A 17,858-nucleotide genomic window follows, 5' to 3' on the forward strand; every position below is an offset into this window, starting at 1 on the left:
GGTGGGCTCGGGTTAACCCATCAGATCAAAGTGAGCAGCGTCCTGTTCGATGCAGCGGTCCAGCAGCGCCAGGTAATCGCCTTTCACCTTCAGCTTGGTTTGCTTATGCGCATTCAGGTTGAGCTGCTTCATCTGAGTTGCAACCGCTACCGCTCGCTCCATCAGCTGCTCAGGAGCCACCGCCTCATCCAGGAAACCAGCCGCAACGGCACCTTCCGGGTTAAAAATCTCGGCATTCACCACCGAACGGTAGAAATACGGCGCCGGCATACGGTGGCGGGCGATCTCGATACCAGCGTGGTGCATGGTCATACCGATAGCCACTTCGTTCAGGCCCAGCTTGAAGCCGCCCTCTACGCCAATGCGGTAATCCACAGACAACAGGATAAACGCACCCTTGGCGATGGCATGGCCGCTGCAAGCACCAATCACCGGGAGCGGGAACGCCGCCAGGCGACGGGTCAGGGTTGAGCCCACCTTCACCAGCGCCATTGCTTCTTTCGGGCCTTTCTGCATTTCTTTAAGGTCGTAGCCGCCAGAGAACATACCCGGCTGGCCAGTCAGAATCACAATGGCCTTGTCTTGCTCGGCCTGGTCCAGAGCGGCATTCAGCCCGGCAAACACGTCGTGGCTCAAGGCATTGGCTTTGCCGTTGTTCAGGCTGATGGTGGCAATGCCGTCGTTCAGTTCGTAGCTTACAAGTTCAGTCACCTGTGCATCCTCATCTACTGCGTTTTATTAAAGTGAGTGTTTGTTAACATCAGAATCCCAAGATTGTGGGCGATCTGCGGCATCAGGTAAAGCCCTGATCATCACCAGGCCACCGCCCCGCGCCAATGGTCAGGGCCTGACAATACCGCCCTGGGGCACCAGGCAATTCATCATGGAAATAGAGACATCCCGGAACATCGCCTCGGAGGTCACGTTGTCCGGGAAATTGTCGTACACAGCCCGACGGCACGTAGACGTTCGGGATTGCGCACGCTTTTCACAGTCTTTAACGGCGTCACTGCCCGCAGGCTGCCCTATCGCCTGTGCGCACACCTCCGGAATCTGGGTGATCGCCCAGTCCACCACTTCACTGCTTTTGGCAGGATTGGCCTGAAGATTGGCAAAGCGGGCGGGATCGGTCGGATCAGAGGATTCCTGGGTCTGGCCCCAGAACACGTAGACGAGGGCAACAGACACCATGGCAACCGTAACAATGGGGAACTTCATTAACGCTTTCCGTTTATGCGGCGACAACGCCGGGTGATAGACATGCAGGCAGCCTACCCCAAGCGGCTTCGTCATGCATCACCCAAGGTTACGCACAGAATCTGTGGATAACTTTGTGCGTAGCGCAAGGATAGCCGGCCTGAGCCCAATAGAACCGGGGGTTCAAGCAATATGGCCGCAAAATGACCGGGTCATAATTTATGCACCGAAGAGTAGCTTCCCTCCAGACGCCAATGCCCTATACTGCGACATATCCCATGCTCTCGAATCCATCCACCGAAGACTCCACCCAGAGTAGCCTAGCCTGGAGGTACGGTCTTGAAAAACAAACCTGAAGAACTGGCCACCGACAGCTCGGTCTACAAAACCCTGCTGGAGTCTACCAGGGCCATACCCTGGAAGATCGACTGGAAAACCATGAAGTTCGCCTATATCGGCCCCCAAATCGAAGCACTACTGGGCTGGACACCGGAAAGCTGGCAGAGTGTGGAAGATTGGGCCACCCGCATGCACCCGGATGACCAGGGCTGGGTCGTGGATTTCTGTGTCGCTCAATCCAAGTCAGGCATTGATCACGAAGCTGACTATCGGGCACTGCACAAAGATGGTCACTACGTCTGGATTCGGGATGTGGTGCATGTTTCCCGCGATGAGAATGGAGAGGTCGAAGCGCTGATCGGTTTCATGTTCGACATCAGCGAGCGCAAGAAAACCGAAGAAAAAGTCGTGGCCTTGCAAAAAAAGCTCGAGGAATATTCATTCCAGGACGGCCTCACCGGCGTAGCGAATCGCCGAATGTTTGATTCATTCATGGACGAGGCCTGGCATAGTGCCCTGAGAAACCATCAACCTCTCTCGGTGCTGCTTTTGGATATCGATAACTTCAAGCAATACAACGATCTTCATGGTCACTTGCAAGGGGATGAGTGCCTTAAACGTATAGCCAAAGTGCTCATGGGTGCTGCAACGCGTTCTAAGGACTTTGTTGCCCGTTTTGGTGGCGAGGAGTTTGTCATCATTCTGCCGGAAACCAATCCTGCGGCAGCACTGAAAGTTGCCGAGCGGTGCCACCAACATCTCCTGCGAGAACAGATTGCCCATGGGAACAATAGCGCAAGCCAGCTGGTCACGCTAAGCATCGGCGTCGGCACAATCACACCGGCCCGAAATGATTCACTCAATGACTTTCTGGAGCTTGTGGATCAGCGCCTGTACGAGGCGAAACACCAAGGCAGGAACCGCATCGTGGCAGCTTGAGGCTATCACTCCGCCAAGGTAGGAGTCAGTGTCTAATTCCTTGTAACACCGGGATACGCCTTCCTCGCCTCTGGCCGCCGGAGGCTTGCGAAGGCGTCAATCTCCCACGGCCGCATGGCCATCAGCAAGCTGACTCCGAAACGCTGTTCTAATGGCAGAGCCAGGTCTTCCTCATGGCAATGACGAAACTCAAGGGCCAGACGTTTCAGTTTCTGTTGCACGGATTCGTTCGATTGGGGCGACAGCATACCGCTTACAAAAAGCCGCATCTCACCCGGCTGGTGGAATCGACATTTCAGGAAATCCTGCTGAACTTCCGTTTCAAAAAACCGCTGGATTGGCCCCCGGGGTTGCCAGGCGAAGTCGTGGCTGACCAGTAATTTGATTCGGTTACCGGGCAACAACTCCACCAGTCCCATGCGATCAAGCCGGGCCAGATAGCGGATTAACTCCGGCTCCTCTATCTGATAGTTCTGGAGTATCTCGCCAAACTGCCAGCGGTTCATGGCACACACCGCCACCAGCAACAGGCGCAGGTCAGACACCAGCTCCCGTTCCTGTTCTTCGCTCAGCTGTTCAACCCGGGGCTCGGGGGCCAGCTTGCGGACCAGATCGGTGATCTCCATCCCCATCAGTCCACATACCTGGTCCAGGCGCTTCAAGGAGAACTGACGATCTGAAAACAACCGTTTCACACTCGCCTCTGACAACGCCAGCGCCTGTGCCACATCCTGGTAGGTCAGCCCGTGTGCCCTGAGTTGGCGTTTCAATTCACTGACAATCGCGCTGGTTTGCGCCATAACCGTCCCCTTTCTTACCAGCCACTCAGCCAAACGTATCAATATACAATACCCAATGTATAGGGCAGTACTACCTTTATAGAAAACCTCGCCCGCCCTCCCTGGTTCACGCACAGTGGAGCCGTTCCAACAACAACGTCATCAGGAGTTAATCATGGACAGCGAACTCAAAAGCAATTCCGCCGGGTGGGTATTCTTTGTGAAGGTCTCCTTTGCTATCGCGCTTTTTGCGGCCGCCGCCGGCGTGGTGCTGGCACCGGTGGATCTGGTGCTCAAAGGCTACATGGCCATCAGCGCCCTGTTTCTTGTCAGCACCACCATCACGCTTTCAAAAACCATCCGCGACGAACACGAGCACCAGCGCATCGTCAACCGCATCTCCGAGGCACGCACCCATCAACTGCTGAAAGAATACGGGGAGTAACACCATGAGCATCTGGCGCAAACTGGACACCCTGTTCCGGGCATCGGCCCAGGAGCCGGTAGCAAAACTGGTGGATGCCAACGGTATCCGGATATTCGAACAGGAGCTGCGCGATGCAGAACAGGCCATCGCCCGCTCCAAGCGGGAACTCGCCTGCCTGATGGCGGAAAAAACCCGGCTGGCCAGGGACAACGAACACCTGAGGGCCACCATCGATAAACGGGAGCATCAGGTAACCGAAGCGCTGGAGAAGAACGAGGAAGAGCTGGCGCTGGAGCTGGCCAACCTGATCGCCGAAGATGAACCACTTCTTGAGCGCCAGCAACAGCAGCACGACAAACTGCAGCAGCAGGAAAACCGGTTGCGCAAACAGCTGCGGGACTCTGGCCGGGCGCTCAAGCATTTCCACAGTGAACTCCGGCTGGCCAGGGCCAACCGCCACGCAGAGCAGGTTAACCGCCAACTCCGCGGACACGCACGGGGGCTGAGCAGTCACATGGAAGACCTCAATCAATCCGTTTCCCGCATTCAGGCAAGACAGGCCGAAGCGGAGGATATCGAGGCGGCGTTGACAGAGCTGGACCGGGAACAGGAGGACGAAACCCTGGACTCGAAACTGAAAGCCGCCGGCATCAGCAACGGAAAGAGCAGTGGCGAACAGGTTCTCGCGAGGATTCGTTCGCGGTCCTCTGCAAACGCCAAAGGATGACCTCACCTCGCCACCGACAAGAACCCTATAAGCAGAAGCTCATCACTTCTGCTTATAGCTAACCTTCAATAAAATTCATTTGCCTCATCATTGCCCGCTTCCTAGGATGGAGACATCCAAAAACCAGAACAAGAACCTGTCTCCGGGATGAAGCGCCATGACGTTCAGATCTGTCCTAATCGCCAACCGCGGTGAAATCGCCATTCGCATTGCCCGCGCCTGCGGCGAGCTAAACATACGAACCGTCAGCGTGTTTGCTGAGGACGATTCAAACGGCCTGCATACCCGCCAGTCAGACGAATCCGTGCCCCTGAAAGGCCGTGGTGTGAAAGCCTATCTGGACATGGAACAACTGATTACCGTGGCCAAGGCCCACGAGTGCGACGCCATTCACCCCGGTTACGGATTTCTGGCGGAAAACGCCGAGTTCGCTCGCCAATGTGAGCAGGCAGGGTTGGTGTTCATCGGACCGGCGCCGGATGTGCTGGAATTGTTCGGTAATAAATCCTCTGCCAGGGCCCTGGCAGAGCGCTGTCAGGTGCCCTTGGTCAACGGTATCAACAGCCCGGTTAGCCAAGAGGCGGCAGAAGCCTTTCTGGCCCAGCATGGCACCCTGATGCTCAAGGCGGTTGCCGGTGGCGGCGGGCGCGGCATTCGCGCGGTGACCAGCAAGGGCGAGTTGGAACAAGCCTTCAGCCGCTGCCGATCTGAAGCACAAGCTGCCTTTGGCAATGGTGATCTGTATGTTGAACAACTGATTGCCCGCGCCCGCCATATTGAAATCCAGATTCTTGGGGATGGCACCGGCGCCGTCTCCCACCTGTGGGAACGGGACTGCAGCATCCAGCGGCGCAACCAGAAACTCATCGAACTGGCCCCGAGTCCGGGCCTCGACCCGGTGCTCCGGGACGAAATGATCAACTGTGCCCTGGTCATGGCAAAAGCGGTCAACTACCGAGGGCTCGGCACCTTCGAGTTTCTGGTGGACGAAGATCAACCCGGTCGGTTCTACTTCATGGAAGCCAACCCGAGGGTTCAGGTAGAGCATACCGTCACCGAGGAAGTCACCGGCATTGACCTGGTCCAGACCCAGCTGAAGCTTCTATCTGGCCAAACCTTATCTGAACTGGCCCTGGACACCCCGCCGGCCGTGCGCGGCGTGGCCATTCAGGCCCGGATCAACGCCGAAACCCTTCGTTCCGATGGCACCACCATGCCCGCAGCGGGCACGCTCACGGCCTATGAGCCGCCAACAGGGCCCGGCTTGCGGGTGGATGGTTCAGGTTATACGGGCTACGCCATCAATCCCGCCTATGACTCCCTGCTCGCGAAGCTGATCGCCCACGGCCCGGACTACCCATCGGCTCTTCGACGGCTTTATCGTGCTCTGTGTGAATTCCGACTGGACGGCGTGGCCAACAACATCGGACTGCTACAAAACCTGCTGCACCACCCGGCCGTCAAAGCCTGGCAAGTCAACACTCGATTCGTGGAAAACCAGCTTTCAGAGCTTGCCCCCTCAAAGTCTGAAGGCAAGCACCCGAGGCGTCACTTCGACAGAACAGAAGCGACGCACGACACAAAACTGAACACACCATCATTACCTGCCGGTGCCATCAGCATCGCAGCGCCCAGTGCAGGCACGCTCGTGAGTGTTGAGGTCCGGGAAGGCGACACCATTGCAGCGGGCCAAACCGTTGCCGTTCTCGAAGCGATGAAGATGGAATTCATCGTGCAAGCCGTGCAATCCGGTATCGTTCAAACCCTCCTCGCGGTGTCAGGCTCAACGGTAACTGAGGGTGAAGCTTTGCTGATCCTGGAACCCTCAGAGGTCAGCGATGACACCATTCAAACCGAGCAGACCATCGACCTCGATTACATCCGGGCTGATCTGGCGGAGGTCTTCCAGCGCCACGATGCGTTAACCGATGAGCATCGTCCCGACGCGGTCGCAAAGCGCCGCCGTACCAGTCAGCGAACCGCCCGGGAGAACGTCGAGGATCTGCTCGACCCAGACAGCTACAACGAATACGGGGCACTGGCGCTGGCTGCCCAACGGCGTCGCCGGTCGGTGGATACACTGATTGAACTAAGCCCCGCGGACGGGCTGATCACCGCCATCGGCACCGTCAACGCCGAGCGCTTCGGCGCCGCAGCCGCCGGTTGCGCCACAATGGCTTACGATTACACCGTGTTTGCCGGCACCCAGGGACTGGCAAACCACCGGAAAACGGACCGACTACTTGCCCTGGCAGAACAGTGGCGAATTCCGCTGGTGCTGTTTGCCGAGGGTGGCGGCGGTCGCCCATCCGATACCGACACTAACGGCGTGTCACACCTGGATTGTCATAGCTTTGTCAGCATGGCTCGGCTCTCGGGCAAGGTGCCAACCGTCGGGATTGTTTCCGGCCGTTGCTTTGCCGGCAACGCGGCCCTGCTGGGATGTTGCGACACCATTATCGCTACCCGGAATGCCAACCTGGGCATGGCCGGCCCGGCAATGATAGAAGGCGGCGGTCTGGGTCGATATGCCCCCGAGGAGATCGGGCCGGTCTCCGTGATGGGCCCCAATGGCGTGATTGATGTGGTGGTCGAAGACGAGGCCGAAGCTGTCGCCGTGGCCAAGCAGTATCTGTCTTATTTCCAGGGCTCCCTCGCGGAATGGACCTGCGCAGATCAGCGCAGGCTTCGCCATCTGATTCCCGAGAACCGCATGCGCGTTTACGACATCCGGGAAGTCATCCAAACGCTCGCTGATGACGACAGCGTTCTGGAGCTCCGCCGCCAATTCGCGCCTGGGTTAATTACCGCGTTCATTCGAATTGAGGGCCGCCCCATGGGCCTGATAGCCAACAACCCCATGCATCTGGGAGGCGCCGTCGATGCCGCAGCGGGCGATAAGGCAAGCCGTTTTATGGAACTCTGTAACGCTCATAACCTGCCTATTCTGTCGTTGTGTGATACCCCGGGGTTTATGGTTGGGCCAGAGGCGGAAACACAGGCAACCGTGCGTCGCGTCTCCAACATGTTCCTGGCCGCAGCCAAACTATCGGTGCCCTTCTACACCGTGGTTCTGCGCAAGGCTTACGGACTTGGCGCACAAGCCATGGCCGCCGGCAGCCTGCTGACGCCCTTTTTCACGGCCGCGTGGCCAAGCGGAGAATTCGGCCCCATGGGACTGGAAGGGGCGGTACGCCTGGGATTTGCCAAGGAGCTGGCAGCCCAACCAGATGATGCGGCTCGAGAAAAGATGTTCGACTACCTGGTCGCCAAGGCTTACGAACAGGGCAAAGCCATCAACGTCGCCAGTTATCTGGAAATCGATGCGGTCATAGATCCGTTGGAAACTCGGGCCTGGCTGGTGCGAGGGCTCTCGGCTGCAGGGCATTAATGACCAACGCCACGAAGGCACAGAGAAGCAGCTGAGCGCAACTTTATAACACCTCAGTACGGCATTCAGCCGCAAAACTCGCGCTAACCGCTCAGAACCGACTTCTTCCCCGCAGCAGCACCTGCAGGTCATCAATGCTGTCATCGCCATCCAGGGGAAACGCCAGGTCGAAGTGCAGCATTCTCTGCACTTCAACTCTGCTGGATGCCAGCCTCAAACCAACCCCAATATCCCTCAGCACACCGCTGTCCGGCCCGTTACTCTGGCCGTCAGAAAACCAGGCGCGGCCAGCATCAACGAACACCACCCCGCCCATCCGAAACAACTTGAAAGGATGCCAGTCGGGGAAGTACCGGCGCTCGAGTGTCCACAAAACCCTGCGGTCACCTTGCTGGTATTCGCTGGGATAGCCACGCAGCCCGTTTTCACCTCCTATCAACAGTTGTTGGTCGGCGGTCAGGTTGCGAGCGGCGGTAAAGGCAAGACTCGTGTACCAGCCGTTCCAACGAACGGACCCACCGTGAAAGTACTCCAGGCTGAGGGTGCCAAGGAGGTTTTCGACGCGGTCTTGATCAAGCCGATAGGTGCCGCTCTGATTCAGGCCATAGCTGGCGTAGTTGGTTTCCGTCGCCAGCAACGAGTCCTGAAAACTCATGTTCAGGACAACCCGATCTTCCGTTGCCCCCAACCCGGTGCCTGAATAACCCAATTCCGTGCGCCACAAGAAACCATCCCGAACGTCTTCAACCCGCTGTAAACGGGTCAGGTTGGTCATCTCGCGAAAACGGTTCTGGCGGTAATCAAAACCAATCCATGGATAGCTCAGGGTTCGATCATCCGGCAACACATCCAGAGCAGGCTGATCAGGTAACGGCTGAAATCCGAACGCCTCGTAGCGATAACCCGCGAGCAGGCGAAGTTGCCGCTCGTTGCGCTCAGCCAGGCGCCAGCCGCCATCAACACTGAAATACTCCCGGCTACGGCGGTAATCGGCAATGGCTTCTGCCCCCACGTAGCGGGATTCCTCCCGGACATCATCCACTACAGCCAAGCCAAAGCGCCAGTTGGTGCGCTCGCTAAAAAATGGCCGTTCCAGATAGGCGCTCCGCCCCCTCCCATCACTGCGGTCATCGTAGGAAAAACCCGCCTGCCAGTGAGAGCCAGCGACATTGGGATCGTCCACAAACAAACTGGTCTCGGAGCGATCCGGATCCTTGGTGTAGGAAATTCCCAGGCTCTTGCCGGAACCCAGGAAGTTCGGATCGGAGATGCCCGCATTGGTGGTATTCTCGCCACCGGATCTGGTCAACCCCAGGGTTGGCAGTAGTGTCCAGGTATCCCGCGCCAGAACACTCACCTCCACCTCATCCCCACAAAGGCGGGTAACCCCCACCCAGGCCGCTGTCAGATATTCCCGCTGCCGCAAGACCCGCTCAGACTCTTCCAAGAGCGCTTGCGAATAAAGATCACCCTCAACAAATATCAACTGAGACCGTAAGGCAGATTCCCAGGTCGATGTGTTGAGCGCATTAAGCGTGCGGTACAGGAAATTGTCCTGCTTTGGGTCGGTGGTATCGAAAATCGGACGCTGGATAATACGAATACTGCCAATTCGGGCGCCGGCAGGAATCACCAGATCACTCTGGCGCGCCAACTGATCACGAGGCTTGTCCAGATCAATCGTTTCCGGCTGAACATTGCTGACAACGCACGACTCGTCGGGCAGCTCTGCCCCCAACACAGACCCCGACAGGATCATTCCGGACACCAACAGACTGTTCCGGCACACCATCGCTGTTTTGCTTCCTGCCCAAACTGTCATATTCCGCCAACGACACCGCCAACCTGGCGCAAATTAATAAAAGGATTCATCCAAAGCTATGACAGGATAGAACAACAATCACAAAAAGAGGCCAGACCATGATTGGTTTTCCCATCGCCCTGATCTTTGCCAACGGCTTCGAATGGTACGCCCACAAGTACATCCTGCATGGCACGCCCAGGCCTGGGCAGCCGCGCTACAGCCCCATCCCCAAATCCATGAAGAGCCACTGGCAGCACCACAAAATCGTGCGCACCACCGATTACCAGGATGATGGTTACGCGGAAGGCCTGAGCAACTGGCGCACCCGGGATGAAGTTATTTCTTTGCTCAAGCTCACCGCCATTACCTCCCTGGCGATGCCGGTGGCCCCGTTTTTTACCCTGGGCACCTACTATGCTGCTGCTCGTTATTTTTACGTGCACCGGCGCTCTCACCTGGAACCGGAGTGGGGTAAAAAAGCGATTCCCTGGCACTACGACCATCACATGAACACCAACCAGGATGCCAACTGGTGCGTAACACGCCCCTGGTTCGACTACATCATGGGCACCCGGGTAATCGCCAACGAGGCCATGGCCGAGTCTAACCCGCTGGGCATTCGTTTACCCGAGATCGTTGAAAAGCCACTGAACCAAGCCTGCCGAAGGCTCTTTCCAAAGAGCTTCGAAAGGTTGAATCAAGGGCAGCTCGTTTAACTCTTTGTGGCCAATCTCCGGATATCGTCGTACTCCCGAACCTTAATTGCGGTTCGGGAGTTTTCGGCCCCGGTAAACTCGATTAGCTCATTCACCATCGCCTCGGCAACTGTCTCCGCCTCGATGGCCCGATACTTATGCAGTGGTCCAATCAATGCGCGGTTGGCCAGCGGCATTACGGCCATCCCCAACGCTTCACCGGTACGGTGTTCCTTCCTGTCGCCCAGCAACAAGCTTGGGTGGTAAATGGCAAGATAATCGAACCCAAGACCTCGCACCGCATCCTCCAGCTCGCCTTTCACGCGATTGTAGAAAACCGTGGACCGAGACGAGGCCCCGATGGCAGACATTAGGATCAATCGGTTCACGCCCGCCGCCTTGGCTAGTTTGGCCGCCCTATAGGCGTAATCGTAATCCACCTTACGGAAGGCTTCTTGCGAGCCCGCTTTCTTGATCGTGGTTCCCAGGCAGCAGATCAGGGCATCAACCTTGAAAATAGCAGCACGGGACTCCAGGGTCTCAAAGTCGACCACATGCTCCGCCAGCTTCGGGCTATCAATACCCAGTGAACGGCGCACCGGCACCACCACGGATGATACCCCCGAGCGCTTCAGCAGCTTTTCCACCACCAGGCGACCGGTCAGGCCTGTGGCTCCCAATACCAGAACGTTCATGACACACCCCTGAAAATTGATTAGGCTCACCGTAACACCTGAATCCACTTTGTGCAGTTAAATGGAAGCCCATGCTGAAAATCTCCAACGCCGTTGAACTGGCGGACTGGGAAATTGAAATCACCCAGATACGCGCGCAAGGCGCCGGCGGGCAAAACGTCAACAAGGTGGCATCCGCCGTTCACCTCCGCTTCGACATCCTCAACTCCAGCTTGCCGCCTTTCTACAAGGAACGGCTGATGGCATTATCAGATCAGCGCATCAGTAAAGACGGCATCATCGTGATCAAAGCCCAGTCTTTCCGAACTCTTGAACTGAACAAGGAGGATGCGCTGGAGCGACTGAAAGAGCTCATTCAGGAAGCGGTAAAACAAAAGAAGGCCCGGCGCCCAACCAAGCCTACCAAGGGGTCGCAAAGGCGGCGAGTGGACAGCAAAACGAAAAAGGGCAAAACCAAGGCACTCAGGGGAAAAGTTCAGCTTTGACAGCCTGTTTTACCCACAACATCTGTGGATAACTTTGTTAGGAACGAAAGGATAGGCAGTGCAAACCCTTTAACCACAAGGGCTGGTGGAATGCGTAGGTTATTTGATCAACCGGTTCATCCGCCCGCTTTAAGTGATCAATTTATCCACAGCACAGCAACGGAAGAGCGATGGCATTGCCCTACTTTATTGGCTGCCCTCAATGGCAAGATCCGAACTGGAACAACCAACTGCCACCCGGCGGCACGCCCCTGGCGCGATATGCCCGTGTATTCAACACCGTTGAGGGCAACACCACCTTTTACGCCAGCCCCAGCCGAGAACAGTGTCAGCTATGGCGGCAGCAGGTTCCGGACAACTTTAGATTCCTGTTCAAACTGCCCAAAGCCATCACCCACGAACGTTTCCTGAACGGCGCCGGCGATGAACTGGACGCCTTTCTGTCGCTGATTGAGCCGCTGAATGATGTGCTTGGCCCCATGTTGCTGCAACTCCCAGCGGGCTTCGGCCCGGAGCGGCTGGATCAACTCTGGCGCTTTCTGGATACCGCACCGGGGTTTCTGGACTGGACCGTAGAAGTTCGGCACCCTGCGTTTTTTGCCAAGGGTGAGGAGGAGCGGGCCCTGAATCAAGGCTTACGGGCCCGCAAGCTTGCCCGGGTTGTACTGGATAGCCGGGCTCTGTTCTCCGCAGCGCCCGGCTGTGAATCAACCGTCGATGCCCAGCGCAAGAAGCCCCGGGTTCCGGTGCATATCCTGCCCAGCGATGCTCCGCCGGTGATTCGCTACATAGGGCACCCAAACCTGGAGGCCAACCGGGCATTTCTTACACCCTGGGTCCAGCGAGTGGCAACCTGGGTAGCGGCTGGCATTCAGCCCTATGTCTTCATGCACATGCCCGACAACGGCCACGCCGTGGCACTGGCCTCACTCTGGACCGAGCTTCTGCGGGAAAAGCTTCCGGAGCTGGAGCCTCTGCCAGTGAACGTTTCAACGCCGCAAATCGGGCTGTTCTGACCAAACGCCGACTATGCAGCTACCGCAGTGTCCAGAGCCGGCTCACCAAGGGGTGGCTCGTCCGCCAGCAGCACATCCCGGAACGAGAGGTAATAAGCACCGGTAAGCACTGCCCCCCAAACTATGGCCGCAAGAATCATCGCCACTACCCAGAAACTCATTGATGCCGTTGACGCACTGATCGTGAACAGGGGGAAGAAAAAGAGCTGGCTCAGCGCCATCACATTCACGGCGAAGAAAATCAGCACGAACAGGTTCTTGAAACTCGCCCGAAAACTGTGACCAATCGCCGCAAAGACGCCTTCACGAGCAATCACGATCAACGGCACGACATAGCAGAAGAGCGCAGCGAACAGGGTCACAGCCGCCACCACCGAGAGGAACACGAACAGGGCACGCAACATGAAGTTTTGGGTTCCCAAGCCGAAACTCATGGCGTCACCGTAGTAGCCGGTGCCGAAAAGCGCACGCTCAAGATCTGCTGTACCCACAATCCAGTAACCCACCAATGCCATAGCCAAGGCGACCAAAGCCATCATCAGCAACATAAGCACAAGGTGAACGATACTGTGCCCCCCAAACGCAGCAAACAAACTGGTGAATCGAGGACGCCCTTCAGCTGCAGAGTGAAAAACGGCGATCATCCCGGCGTTCAGTACCAGTGTCAGAACCGCGATCGCAGAAACGATCAGAACCATCGTAAAAAGACTGCCTCGAAACATCAGCTCGAACGAAACCAGCTGAATCAGCACTGGCGCAACAATCACCAGCAGGTATGCCGGCAGAATCACACCCCAGTTGTCACGGAGCAGTTTTATAGACCCTGAAATCCAGTTCAGTGGCGGCCCCGCTTTTACTTTGCGCGGTGAAACAGAAACGGGTTGGTAGGAATTACTTTCATCGTGAGTTTGCACAGCAGGAAGTCCTTAATTTGCTTTCCAGAAATGATGACCAGCAAGCTGATCTGTCCAAGGCTCGGCACCCTAACAGATCATGTCCTTGATCTGTGTCCAATATCGCCCCGTGCACGCGTGAGACATTGTCCATTCCCGCCGTCTGCATGTATGGGACAGCGCAAATCCACTATGCTTCACTCAAACAACACGTTATCCGACTACAAGGAGAAGAATATGTTCAGCCTGGAAAATCGAGTCGCTCTGGTGACCGGCGGCGAGCATGGTATCGGTAAAGGTATTGCTGAGGTGCTGCACAAAGCCGGCGCCAAGATCGTGATTGGCGGTATTGATGAAGCAGCCGGCCAGCAAGTAGCCAAGGAACTTGGTGGGCTGTTTATCAAACTGGATGTTACCCGACAGAGCGACTGCCAGGACGCCATTGCCGAGATTGAAAAGCAGTACGGGCAGCTGGACATATTGTGCTCAAACGCCGGCATTTTCCCGCAGGCCAACCTGGATGAGATGACCGAAGCCCAGTGGGATCAGGTACACAACGTCAACCTGAAAGGCACGTTCTTCATCGTACAGGCCGCCATGACACACATGAAGAAACGGAGTTACGGCCGCATCGTGCTGACATCCTCCATCACCGGCCCGGTCACTGGCTTCCCGGGCTGGAGCCATTACGGTGCCAGCAAGGCAGGCCAACTGGGGTTCATGCGCAGCGCTGCCCTGGAAGTGGCCAATAGCGGCATCACCATCAACGCGGTGATGCCCGGTAACGTGCTGACAGAAGGTCTTCAGGCGCAGGGAGAGGAATACCTCAACCAGATGCGTGCCGCCATTCCCACCCATACATTGGGAACCCCGGAAGACATCGGCCACGCCGCCTGCTTCCTGGCCTCCGAGGAGGCCCGCTACATCACCGGACAGCAAATCATTGTTGATGGTGGGCAGGTGCTGCCGGAATCTCCGGATGCGATTCCGGGTTGACGTTCGAGGCACACAACGCCGACAACTCTGATTGCCTGACATAAAGCCCATCGGGAGTCCCCGGCGGATTCCCGGTGCACCATAAGCGCGCTCCCCCCCCCAAAACCGCACCGATTCCACGCAAATCTGCTACTCCGTGCCTCCCTTAGCACCAGGGTTTGTGCACTTTGCACAAGCCCAGAATGGTGGGTGCCCACTTTTATGCCCGCAAACCACAAATGGCATAAACGTTGCGAACACCCCGAGAGTTAATAGACAACTCGGAGTGAACCTCATGGCAACCCAAACAAGCTCACAAGAACAGGACTACCCGCTTGGCCCGGTACCACTGGATAAACGAAAAAGTGTCTGGTCTATGGGATTGGTGCTTCTCGGCTTTACCTTCTTCACCGCCACCATGTGGGCCGGCGGCAGTGTCGGGGTCGCCTTTGACTTTCCTACCATGTTGATGGTGCTCGCCGCCGGTAATTTGCTGCTAGGAATTTATGCCGCCATGCTTGGCTATATCGCGGCAAAAACCGGGTTGAACACCGCCTTGATGAGCCGGTTTACCTTTGGTGAGCTGGGCAGCAAACTCTCCGACTTCATTCTTGGCTTCACCCAGATTGGCTGGTACGCCTGGGGAACGGCCACCATGGCGATACTTCTGGTCAAGCTGACAGGCATGCCCGAGGGCATGACCACGCCTTTGATGATTCTGTTCGGTTTTGCTTTCTGCGTAACGGCATTTATCGGCTATCGGGGTCTGGAATGGCTATCTCGGGTGGCGGTACCCGCCATGATCATTCTGGTCGCCGTGAGTATGACGATTGCCACATCGGATGCCGGCGGGCTTAGCGGTTTGCTGTCCATCACGCCAGCCAGCGAGATGACAGTAGCGGCTGCCATTACCCTGGTATTCGGCACCTTTGTCAGTGGCGGAACACAGGCCACCAACTGGACCCGCTTCGCCAAATCAGGCAAAACGGCCGTCATTGCCACACTATTGGCATTCTTCCTGGGTAACGGCCTGATGACCCTGATCGGCGCCTTTGGTGCCCTGGTTTATCAACAGGCAGACATTGTCGACATTATGGTGGCGCAAGGACTGGCAACGCTGGGTATCCTGATGCTGTTCCTTAACCTGTGGACCACCCAGGACAACACCGTCTATAACTTTGCCGTGGCCGGCTGCAACCTGGTCCGCACCCGCCGCCGAAAACTGGTCACTGTTGTGGGCGCCGGCATAGGCACGGTTCTGGCCGTGATGGGCATGTATCAGTGGCTGATTCCCTTTCTTGTACTGCTGGGTACGTTTATCCCGCCCATCGGCGGTGTCATCATGGCCAGTTACTTTATTGGCTATAAACGCCAATACCCGGATCTGGCTACCGCATCACTACCTGCGTTCAACATACCAGGCCTTGCCGCTTACGCAATCGGCTCCGCCGCTGCCTATAGCTCACCCTGGATTGCACCAATCGTCGGCGTACTCGTAGCCGCTTTGAGTTACAGCGTGATTCTGGTGGTCGGCCAGGCAGTACGTGAACGGCGGGCACTGGTTATGGGAACCGCCTGATGGCACTCCGCTGCAACGACATTCCGGAACTTCCGGGGCTCGACGCAATTCGGCTGCGAGGTGGCAGTGCAGCCGCCACCAACCCGGTACGCTGGCCCTACCTCGCGGAGAATCGCTCCTTCAAAGACTGGGTTAAAGGTGGCGAACTGGTATTTGTAACCGGCATCAGCCGCCATCGCAGCCCACAGAATCTGGCGGAATGCCTCTACGAGGGCAAACAGTGCAACGTAGCCGGGCTGGTGGTTCTTACCGGGGATGCGTACATTGGTCAGCTACCCAAAACACTGTGCGCACTGGCCGACGATCTGGCACTGCCATTGTTTGAGCAGCCCTATTCTTTGCCGATGGTTGAAGTGACTGAAGTCATCGGCAGGGCTATTGTGATGTCAGAACATACCGGCACTGAATCATTTGATGCCGACAACCTGGCCAGCTCGACCGACCTCATAGAGGCGTGGATCCAGTGCCTCGGTAACCAAAGCGCCATGGCAAAGTTGCTGGGCTGCCATCGGAATACCATTCGCAACCGAATAAACCAACTCACCGACAGCCTATCGCGGGAAACTGACAAAGCAGACGTTTTCAAATCCAGGCTATTGGCCCATCTGCTTTTAAAGCCTGCACCATCTGCGCAGCAGAATCAGGAGACGAAATGACCGAATCACTGAATGCTATCGTTAATGCCCGCTTACCGGGCAAGGATGGCCTGCATAAACTCACCATTGCCGATGGTCGTTTTACAGACATACACCCAGTACCTGTACAAACTCCCGCCGGAAACAACGAACTTGATGCTGCCGGCAACCTGGTTACCCCGGCATTCGTTGAGCCTCACATTCACCTTGATGCTGCCATGACCGCAGGTGAACCAAGATGGAACCAGAGCGGGACCCTGTTTGAAGGCATCGAGTGTTGGGCCGAGCGCAAGGCGATGTTGTCCCGTGAAGATGTCATCAACCGGGCCACCGAAGCCCTCAAACTGTTTGCTGCCCACGGTATTCAGTATGTTCGTACGCATGTCGACGTTACCGACCCCAGCCTGACAGCCCTCAAAGCCATGCTGGAAGTTCGCGAGCAGACAGCCGGATTTGTTGATCTTCAAATCGTGGCGTTTCCACAGGAGGGCATTCTCTCCTTCAGGAATGGTCGAGAACTGATGGAAGAGGCTGTGCGGTTGGGCGCCGATGTGGTGGGCGGCATCCCCCACTTCGAGTTCACCCGGGATTACGGCGTTGAGTCAGTGCGCTGGCTGATGGAACTGGCCCACAAGAACGACCGACTGGTGGACGTGCACTGCGATGAAATCGACGACTCGGAATCCCGGTTTCTGGAGGTGCTCGCCGCCGAAGCCCTGCGCCTGGACTACGGCTCAAGGGTAACGGCCAGCCACACCTGTGCCATGGGTTCGTACAACGATGCCTATTGCAGCCGCCTGTTCCGCCTGCTGAAAAAATCCGGCCTGCGGTTCCTGTCCATGCCTACCGAAAGCCTTCACCTGCAAGGCCGTTTCGACGGCTACCCGAAACGCCGCGGCCTGACCCGCGTACCGGAACTGCTCGACGCTGGCCTGAAAGTCGCCTTCGGCCAGGATTCCATCCGCGACCCCTGGTACCCCATCGGCAATGGCAACATGCTGCGCACTCTTGATGTCGGTCTGCATGCCTGCCACATGCTCGGTATGAGCCAGATCGAGCGATCCCTGGAACTGATTACCGACAACGGTGCCGCTGCGCTGGATCTGAAAGAGTACGGTATCGCCAAAGGACTGCCGGCACGGTGCATTGTTCAGCAGGGTCAAACGCCTTATGAGGTTTTGATGGGACAACAACCGGTACTGGCGACTATTCGGGATGGGAAATTGCTGATCAAGAGGGATATCATCAAGTACGATACTGACCTGTGCCTTTGAGGAGAATG

Annotated in this window: 17 protein-coding genes; 11 read left to right on the top strand and 6 right to left on the bottom strand. The window is 56.9% G+C overall.

Going from position 1 to position 17,858, the window contains the following annotated elements; genetic code table 11:
- Window positions 1–12: 12 nt before the first annotated feature.
- Window positions 13–711 (bottom strand): crotonase/enoyl-CoA hydratase family protein, encoded by a 699-nt coding sequence (locus ABIE59_RS07185; RefSeq protein ID WP_152438793.1) that lies wholly within the window; start codon window positions 709–711, stop codon window positions 13–15.
- A 129-nt stretch (window positions 712–840) separates the two neighbouring features.
- The gene (locus ABIE59_RS07190; RefSeq protein WP_354445598.1) at window positions 841–1,218 is read right to left on the bottom strand and encodes a hypothetical protein; all 378 of its coding nucleotides are present in this window, start codon (window positions 1,216–1,218) and stop codon (window positions 841–843) included.
- Window positions 1,219–1,536: 318 nt separating this feature from the next.
- Between ABIE59_RS07190 and ABIE59_RS07195 the strand changes: the two genes are divergently transcribed.
- Complete coding sequence (locus ABIE59_RS07195) at window positions 1,537–2,475, top strand: sensor domain-containing diguanylate cyclase (RefSeq protein WP_354445600.1); 939 nt, start codon at window positions 1,537–1,539, stop codon at window positions 2,473–2,475.
- Window positions 2,476–2,507: 32 nt separating this feature from the next.
- On the opposite strand, the gene ABIE59_RS07200 is transcribed toward ABIE59_RS07195, so the two are convergent.
- Entirely contained in the window at window positions 2,508–3,275 is a 768-nt protein-coding gene (locus ABIE59_RS07200; RefSeq protein ID WP_106694901.1) for a helix-turn-helix domain-containing protein, read from the bottom strand.
- Between the two features lie 154 nt (window positions 3,276–3,429).
- Between ABIE59_RS07200 and ABIE59_RS07205 the strand changes: the two genes are divergently transcribed.
- The 3 genes from ABIE59_RS07205 (at window position 3,430) to ABIE59_RS07215 (ending at window position 7,799) form a co-directional block, all read left to right on the top strand.
- Window positions 3,430–3,699, top strand: coding sequence for a YiaA/YiaB family inner membrane protein (locus ABIE59_RS07205; protein ID WP_058092198.1), 270 nt, complete (start codon window positions 3,430–3,432; stop codon window positions 3,697–3,699).
- Window positions 3,700–3,703: 4 nt separating this feature from the next.
- On the top strand, window positions 3,704–4,408 hold the full coding sequence (locus ABIE59_RS07210) for a PspA/IM30 family protein (protein ID WP_106694900.1): 705 nt from the start codon (window positions 3,704–3,706) through the stop codon (window positions 4,406–4,408).
- 157 nt (window positions 4,409–4,565) lie between these two features.
- A complete protein-coding gene (locus ABIE59_RS07215; RefSeq protein ID WP_354445603.1) occupies window positions 4,566–7,799 on the top strand; it encodes a carboxyl transferase domain-containing protein in 3,234 nt (1,077 codons plus the stop codon).
- A gap of 91 nt (window positions 7,800–7,890) precedes the next feature.
- On the opposite strand, the gene ABIE59_RS07220 is transcribed toward ABIE59_RS07215, so the two are convergent.
- Complete coding sequence (locus ABIE59_RS07220; RefSeq protein ID WP_354445703.1) at window positions 7,891–9,558, bottom strand: BamA/TamA family outer membrane protein; 1,668 nt, start codon at window positions 9,556–9,558, stop codon at window positions 7,891–7,893.
- A gap of 161 nt (window positions 9,559–9,719) precedes the next feature.
- Between ABIE59_RS07220 and ABIE59_RS07225 the strand changes: the two genes are divergently transcribed.
- Window positions 9,720–10,319 carry a sterol desaturase family protein gene (locus ABIE59_RS07225; RefSeq protein WP_354445605.1) on the top strand — a complete coding sequence of 200 codons (600 nt, stop codon included), beginning with the start codon at window positions 9,720–9,722 and terminating at the stop codon, window positions 10,317–10,319.
- Here ABIE59_RS07225 and ABIE59_RS07230 read toward each other — a convergent pair.
- Window positions 10,316–10,993: an NAD(P)H-binding protein gene (locus tag ABIE59_RS07230; protein WP_354445607.1), complete on the bottom strand. Its 678-nt coding sequence runs from the start codon at window positions 10,991–10,993 to the stop codon at window positions 10,316–10,318. The genes ABIE59_RS07225 and ABIE59_RS07230 overlap by 4 nt on opposite strands.
- Before the next feature lie 71 nt (window positions 10,994–11,064).
- On the opposite strand from ABIE59_RS07230, the gene arfB reads away from it, so the two are divergent.
- Both arfB and ABIE59_RS07240 read left to right on the top strand, forming a co-directional pair.
- Window positions 11,065–11,478 (top strand): alternative ribosome rescue aminoacyl-tRNA hydrolase ArfB, encoded by a 414-nt coding sequence (arfB, locus tag ABIE59_RS07235; protein ID WP_106694891.1) that lies wholly within the window; start codon window positions 11,065–11,067, stop codon window positions 11,476–11,478.
- A gap of 170 nt (window positions 11,479–11,648) precedes the next feature.
- Window positions 11,649–12,494 carry a DUF72 domain-containing protein gene (locus tag ABIE59_RS07240; protein ID WP_354445609.1) on the top strand — a complete coding sequence of 282 codons (846 nt, stop codon included), beginning with the start codon at window positions 11,649–11,651 and terminating at the stop codon, window positions 12,492–12,494.
- Between the two features lie 11 nt (window positions 12,495–12,505).
- On the opposite strand, the gene ABIE59_RS07245 is transcribed toward ABIE59_RS07240, so the two are convergent.
- Window positions 12,506–13,246, bottom strand: a complete 741-nt coding sequence (locus ABIE59_RS07245) for a hypothetical protein (RefSeq protein ID WP_354445611.1) — start codon at window positions 13,244–13,246, stop codon at window positions 12,506–12,508.
- A 378-nt stretch (window positions 13,247–13,624) separates the two neighbouring features.
- Here ABIE59_RS07245 and fabG point away from each other — a divergent pair, with 378 nt between their 5' ends.
- The 4 genes from fabG to codA all read left to right on the top strand — a co-directional run bounded on the left by fabG (window position 13,625) and on the right by codA (window position 17,850).
- The gene (gene fabG / locus ABIE59_RS07250) at window positions 13,625–14,383 is read left to right on the top strand and encodes a 3-oxoacyl-ACP reductase FabG (RefSeq protein WP_354445613.1); all 759 of its coding nucleotides are present in this window, start codon (window positions 13,625–13,627) and stop codon (window positions 14,381–14,383) included.
- A gap of 274 nt (window positions 14,384–14,657) precedes the next feature.
- Window positions 14,658–15,941 (top strand): cytosine permease, encoded by a 1,284-nt coding sequence (gene codB / locus ABIE59_RS07255; RefSeq protein ID WP_286922313.1) that lies wholly within the window; start codon window positions 14,658–14,660, stop codon window positions 15,939–15,941.
- Window positions 15,941–16,597 (top strand): PucR family transcriptional regulator, encoded by a 657-nt coding sequence (locus ABIE59_RS07260; protein ID WP_354445616.1) that lies wholly within the window; start codon window positions 15,941–15,943, stop codon window positions 16,595–16,597. Before codB ends, ABIE59_RS07260 begins: the two co-directional genes overlap by 1 nt.
- The gene (codA, locus tag ABIE59_RS07265) at window positions 16,594–17,850 is read left to right on the top strand and encodes a cytosine deaminase (protein WP_286922312.1); all 1,257 of its coding nucleotides are present in this window, start codon (window positions 16,594–16,596) and stop codon (window positions 17,848–17,850) included. Before ABIE59_RS07260 ends, codA begins: the two co-directional genes overlap by 4 nt.
- Window positions 17,851–17,858: the final 8 nt, after the last annotated feature.

Origin of the sequence: Marinobacter sp. MBR-99 (assembly GCF_040547575.1) — a bacterium.
Lineage (GTDB): Bacteria > Pseudomonadota > Gammaproteobacteria > Pseudomonadales > Oleiphilaceae > Marinobacter.

Bases quoted from the DNA above. Each gene is read 5' to 3' on its own strand.
- ABIE59_RS07190 (WP_354445598.1), bottom strand. From the start codon at position 1,218: ATGAAGTTCCCCATTGTTACGGTTGCCATGGTGTCTGTTGCCCTCGTC.
- ABIE59_RS07200 (WP_106694901.1), bottom strand. From the start codon at position 3,275: ATGGCGCAAACCAGCGCGATTGTCAGTGAATTGAAACGCCAACTCAGG.
- ABIE59_RS07205 (WP_058092198.1), top strand. From the start codon at position 3,430: ATGGACAGCGAACTCAAAAGCAATTCCGCCGGGTGGGTATTCTTTGTG.
- ABIE59_RS07210 (WP_106694900.1), top strand. From the start codon at position 3,704: ATGAGCATCTGGCGCAAACTGGACACCCTGTTCCGGGCATCGGCCCAG.
- ABIE59_RS07215 (WP_354445603.1), top strand. From the start codon at position 4,566: ATGACGTTCAGATCTGTCCTAATCGCCAACCGCGGTGAAATCGCCATT.
- ABIE59_RS07220 (WP_354445703.1), bottom strand. From the start codon at position 9,558: ATGATCCTGTCGGGGTCTGTGTTGGGGGCAGAGCTGCCCGACGAGTCG.
- ABIE59_RS07225 (WP_354445605.1), top strand. From the start codon at position 9,720: ATGATTGGTTTTCCCATCGCCCTGATCTTTGCCAACGGCTTCGAATGG.
- ABIE59_RS07230 (WP_354445607.1), bottom strand. From the start codon at position 10,993: ATGAACGTTCTGGTATTGGGAGCCACAGGCCTGACCGGTCGCCTGGTG.
- arfB (WP_106694891.1), top strand. From the start codon at position 11,065: ATGCTGAAAATCTCCAACGCCGTTGAACTGGCGGACTGGGAAATTGAA.
- ABIE59_RS07240 (WP_354445609.1), top strand. From the start codon at position 11,649: ATGGCATTGCCCTACTTTATTGGCTGCCCTCAATGGCAAGATCCGAAC.
- fabG (WP_354445613.1), top strand. From the start codon at position 13,625: ATGTTCAGCCTGGAAAATCGAGTCGCTCTGGTGACCGGCGGCGAGCAT.
- codB (WP_286922313.1), top strand. From the start codon at position 14,658: ATGGCAACCCAAACAAGCTCACAAGAACAGGACTACCCGCTTGGCCCG.
- ABIE59_RS07260 (WP_354445616.1), top strand. From the start codon at position 15,941: ATGGCACTCCGCTGCAACGACATTCCGGAACTTCCGGGGCTCGACGCA.
- codA (WP_286922312.1), top strand. From the start codon at position 16,594: ATGACCGAATCACTGAATGCTATCGTTAATGCCCGCTTACCGGGCAAG.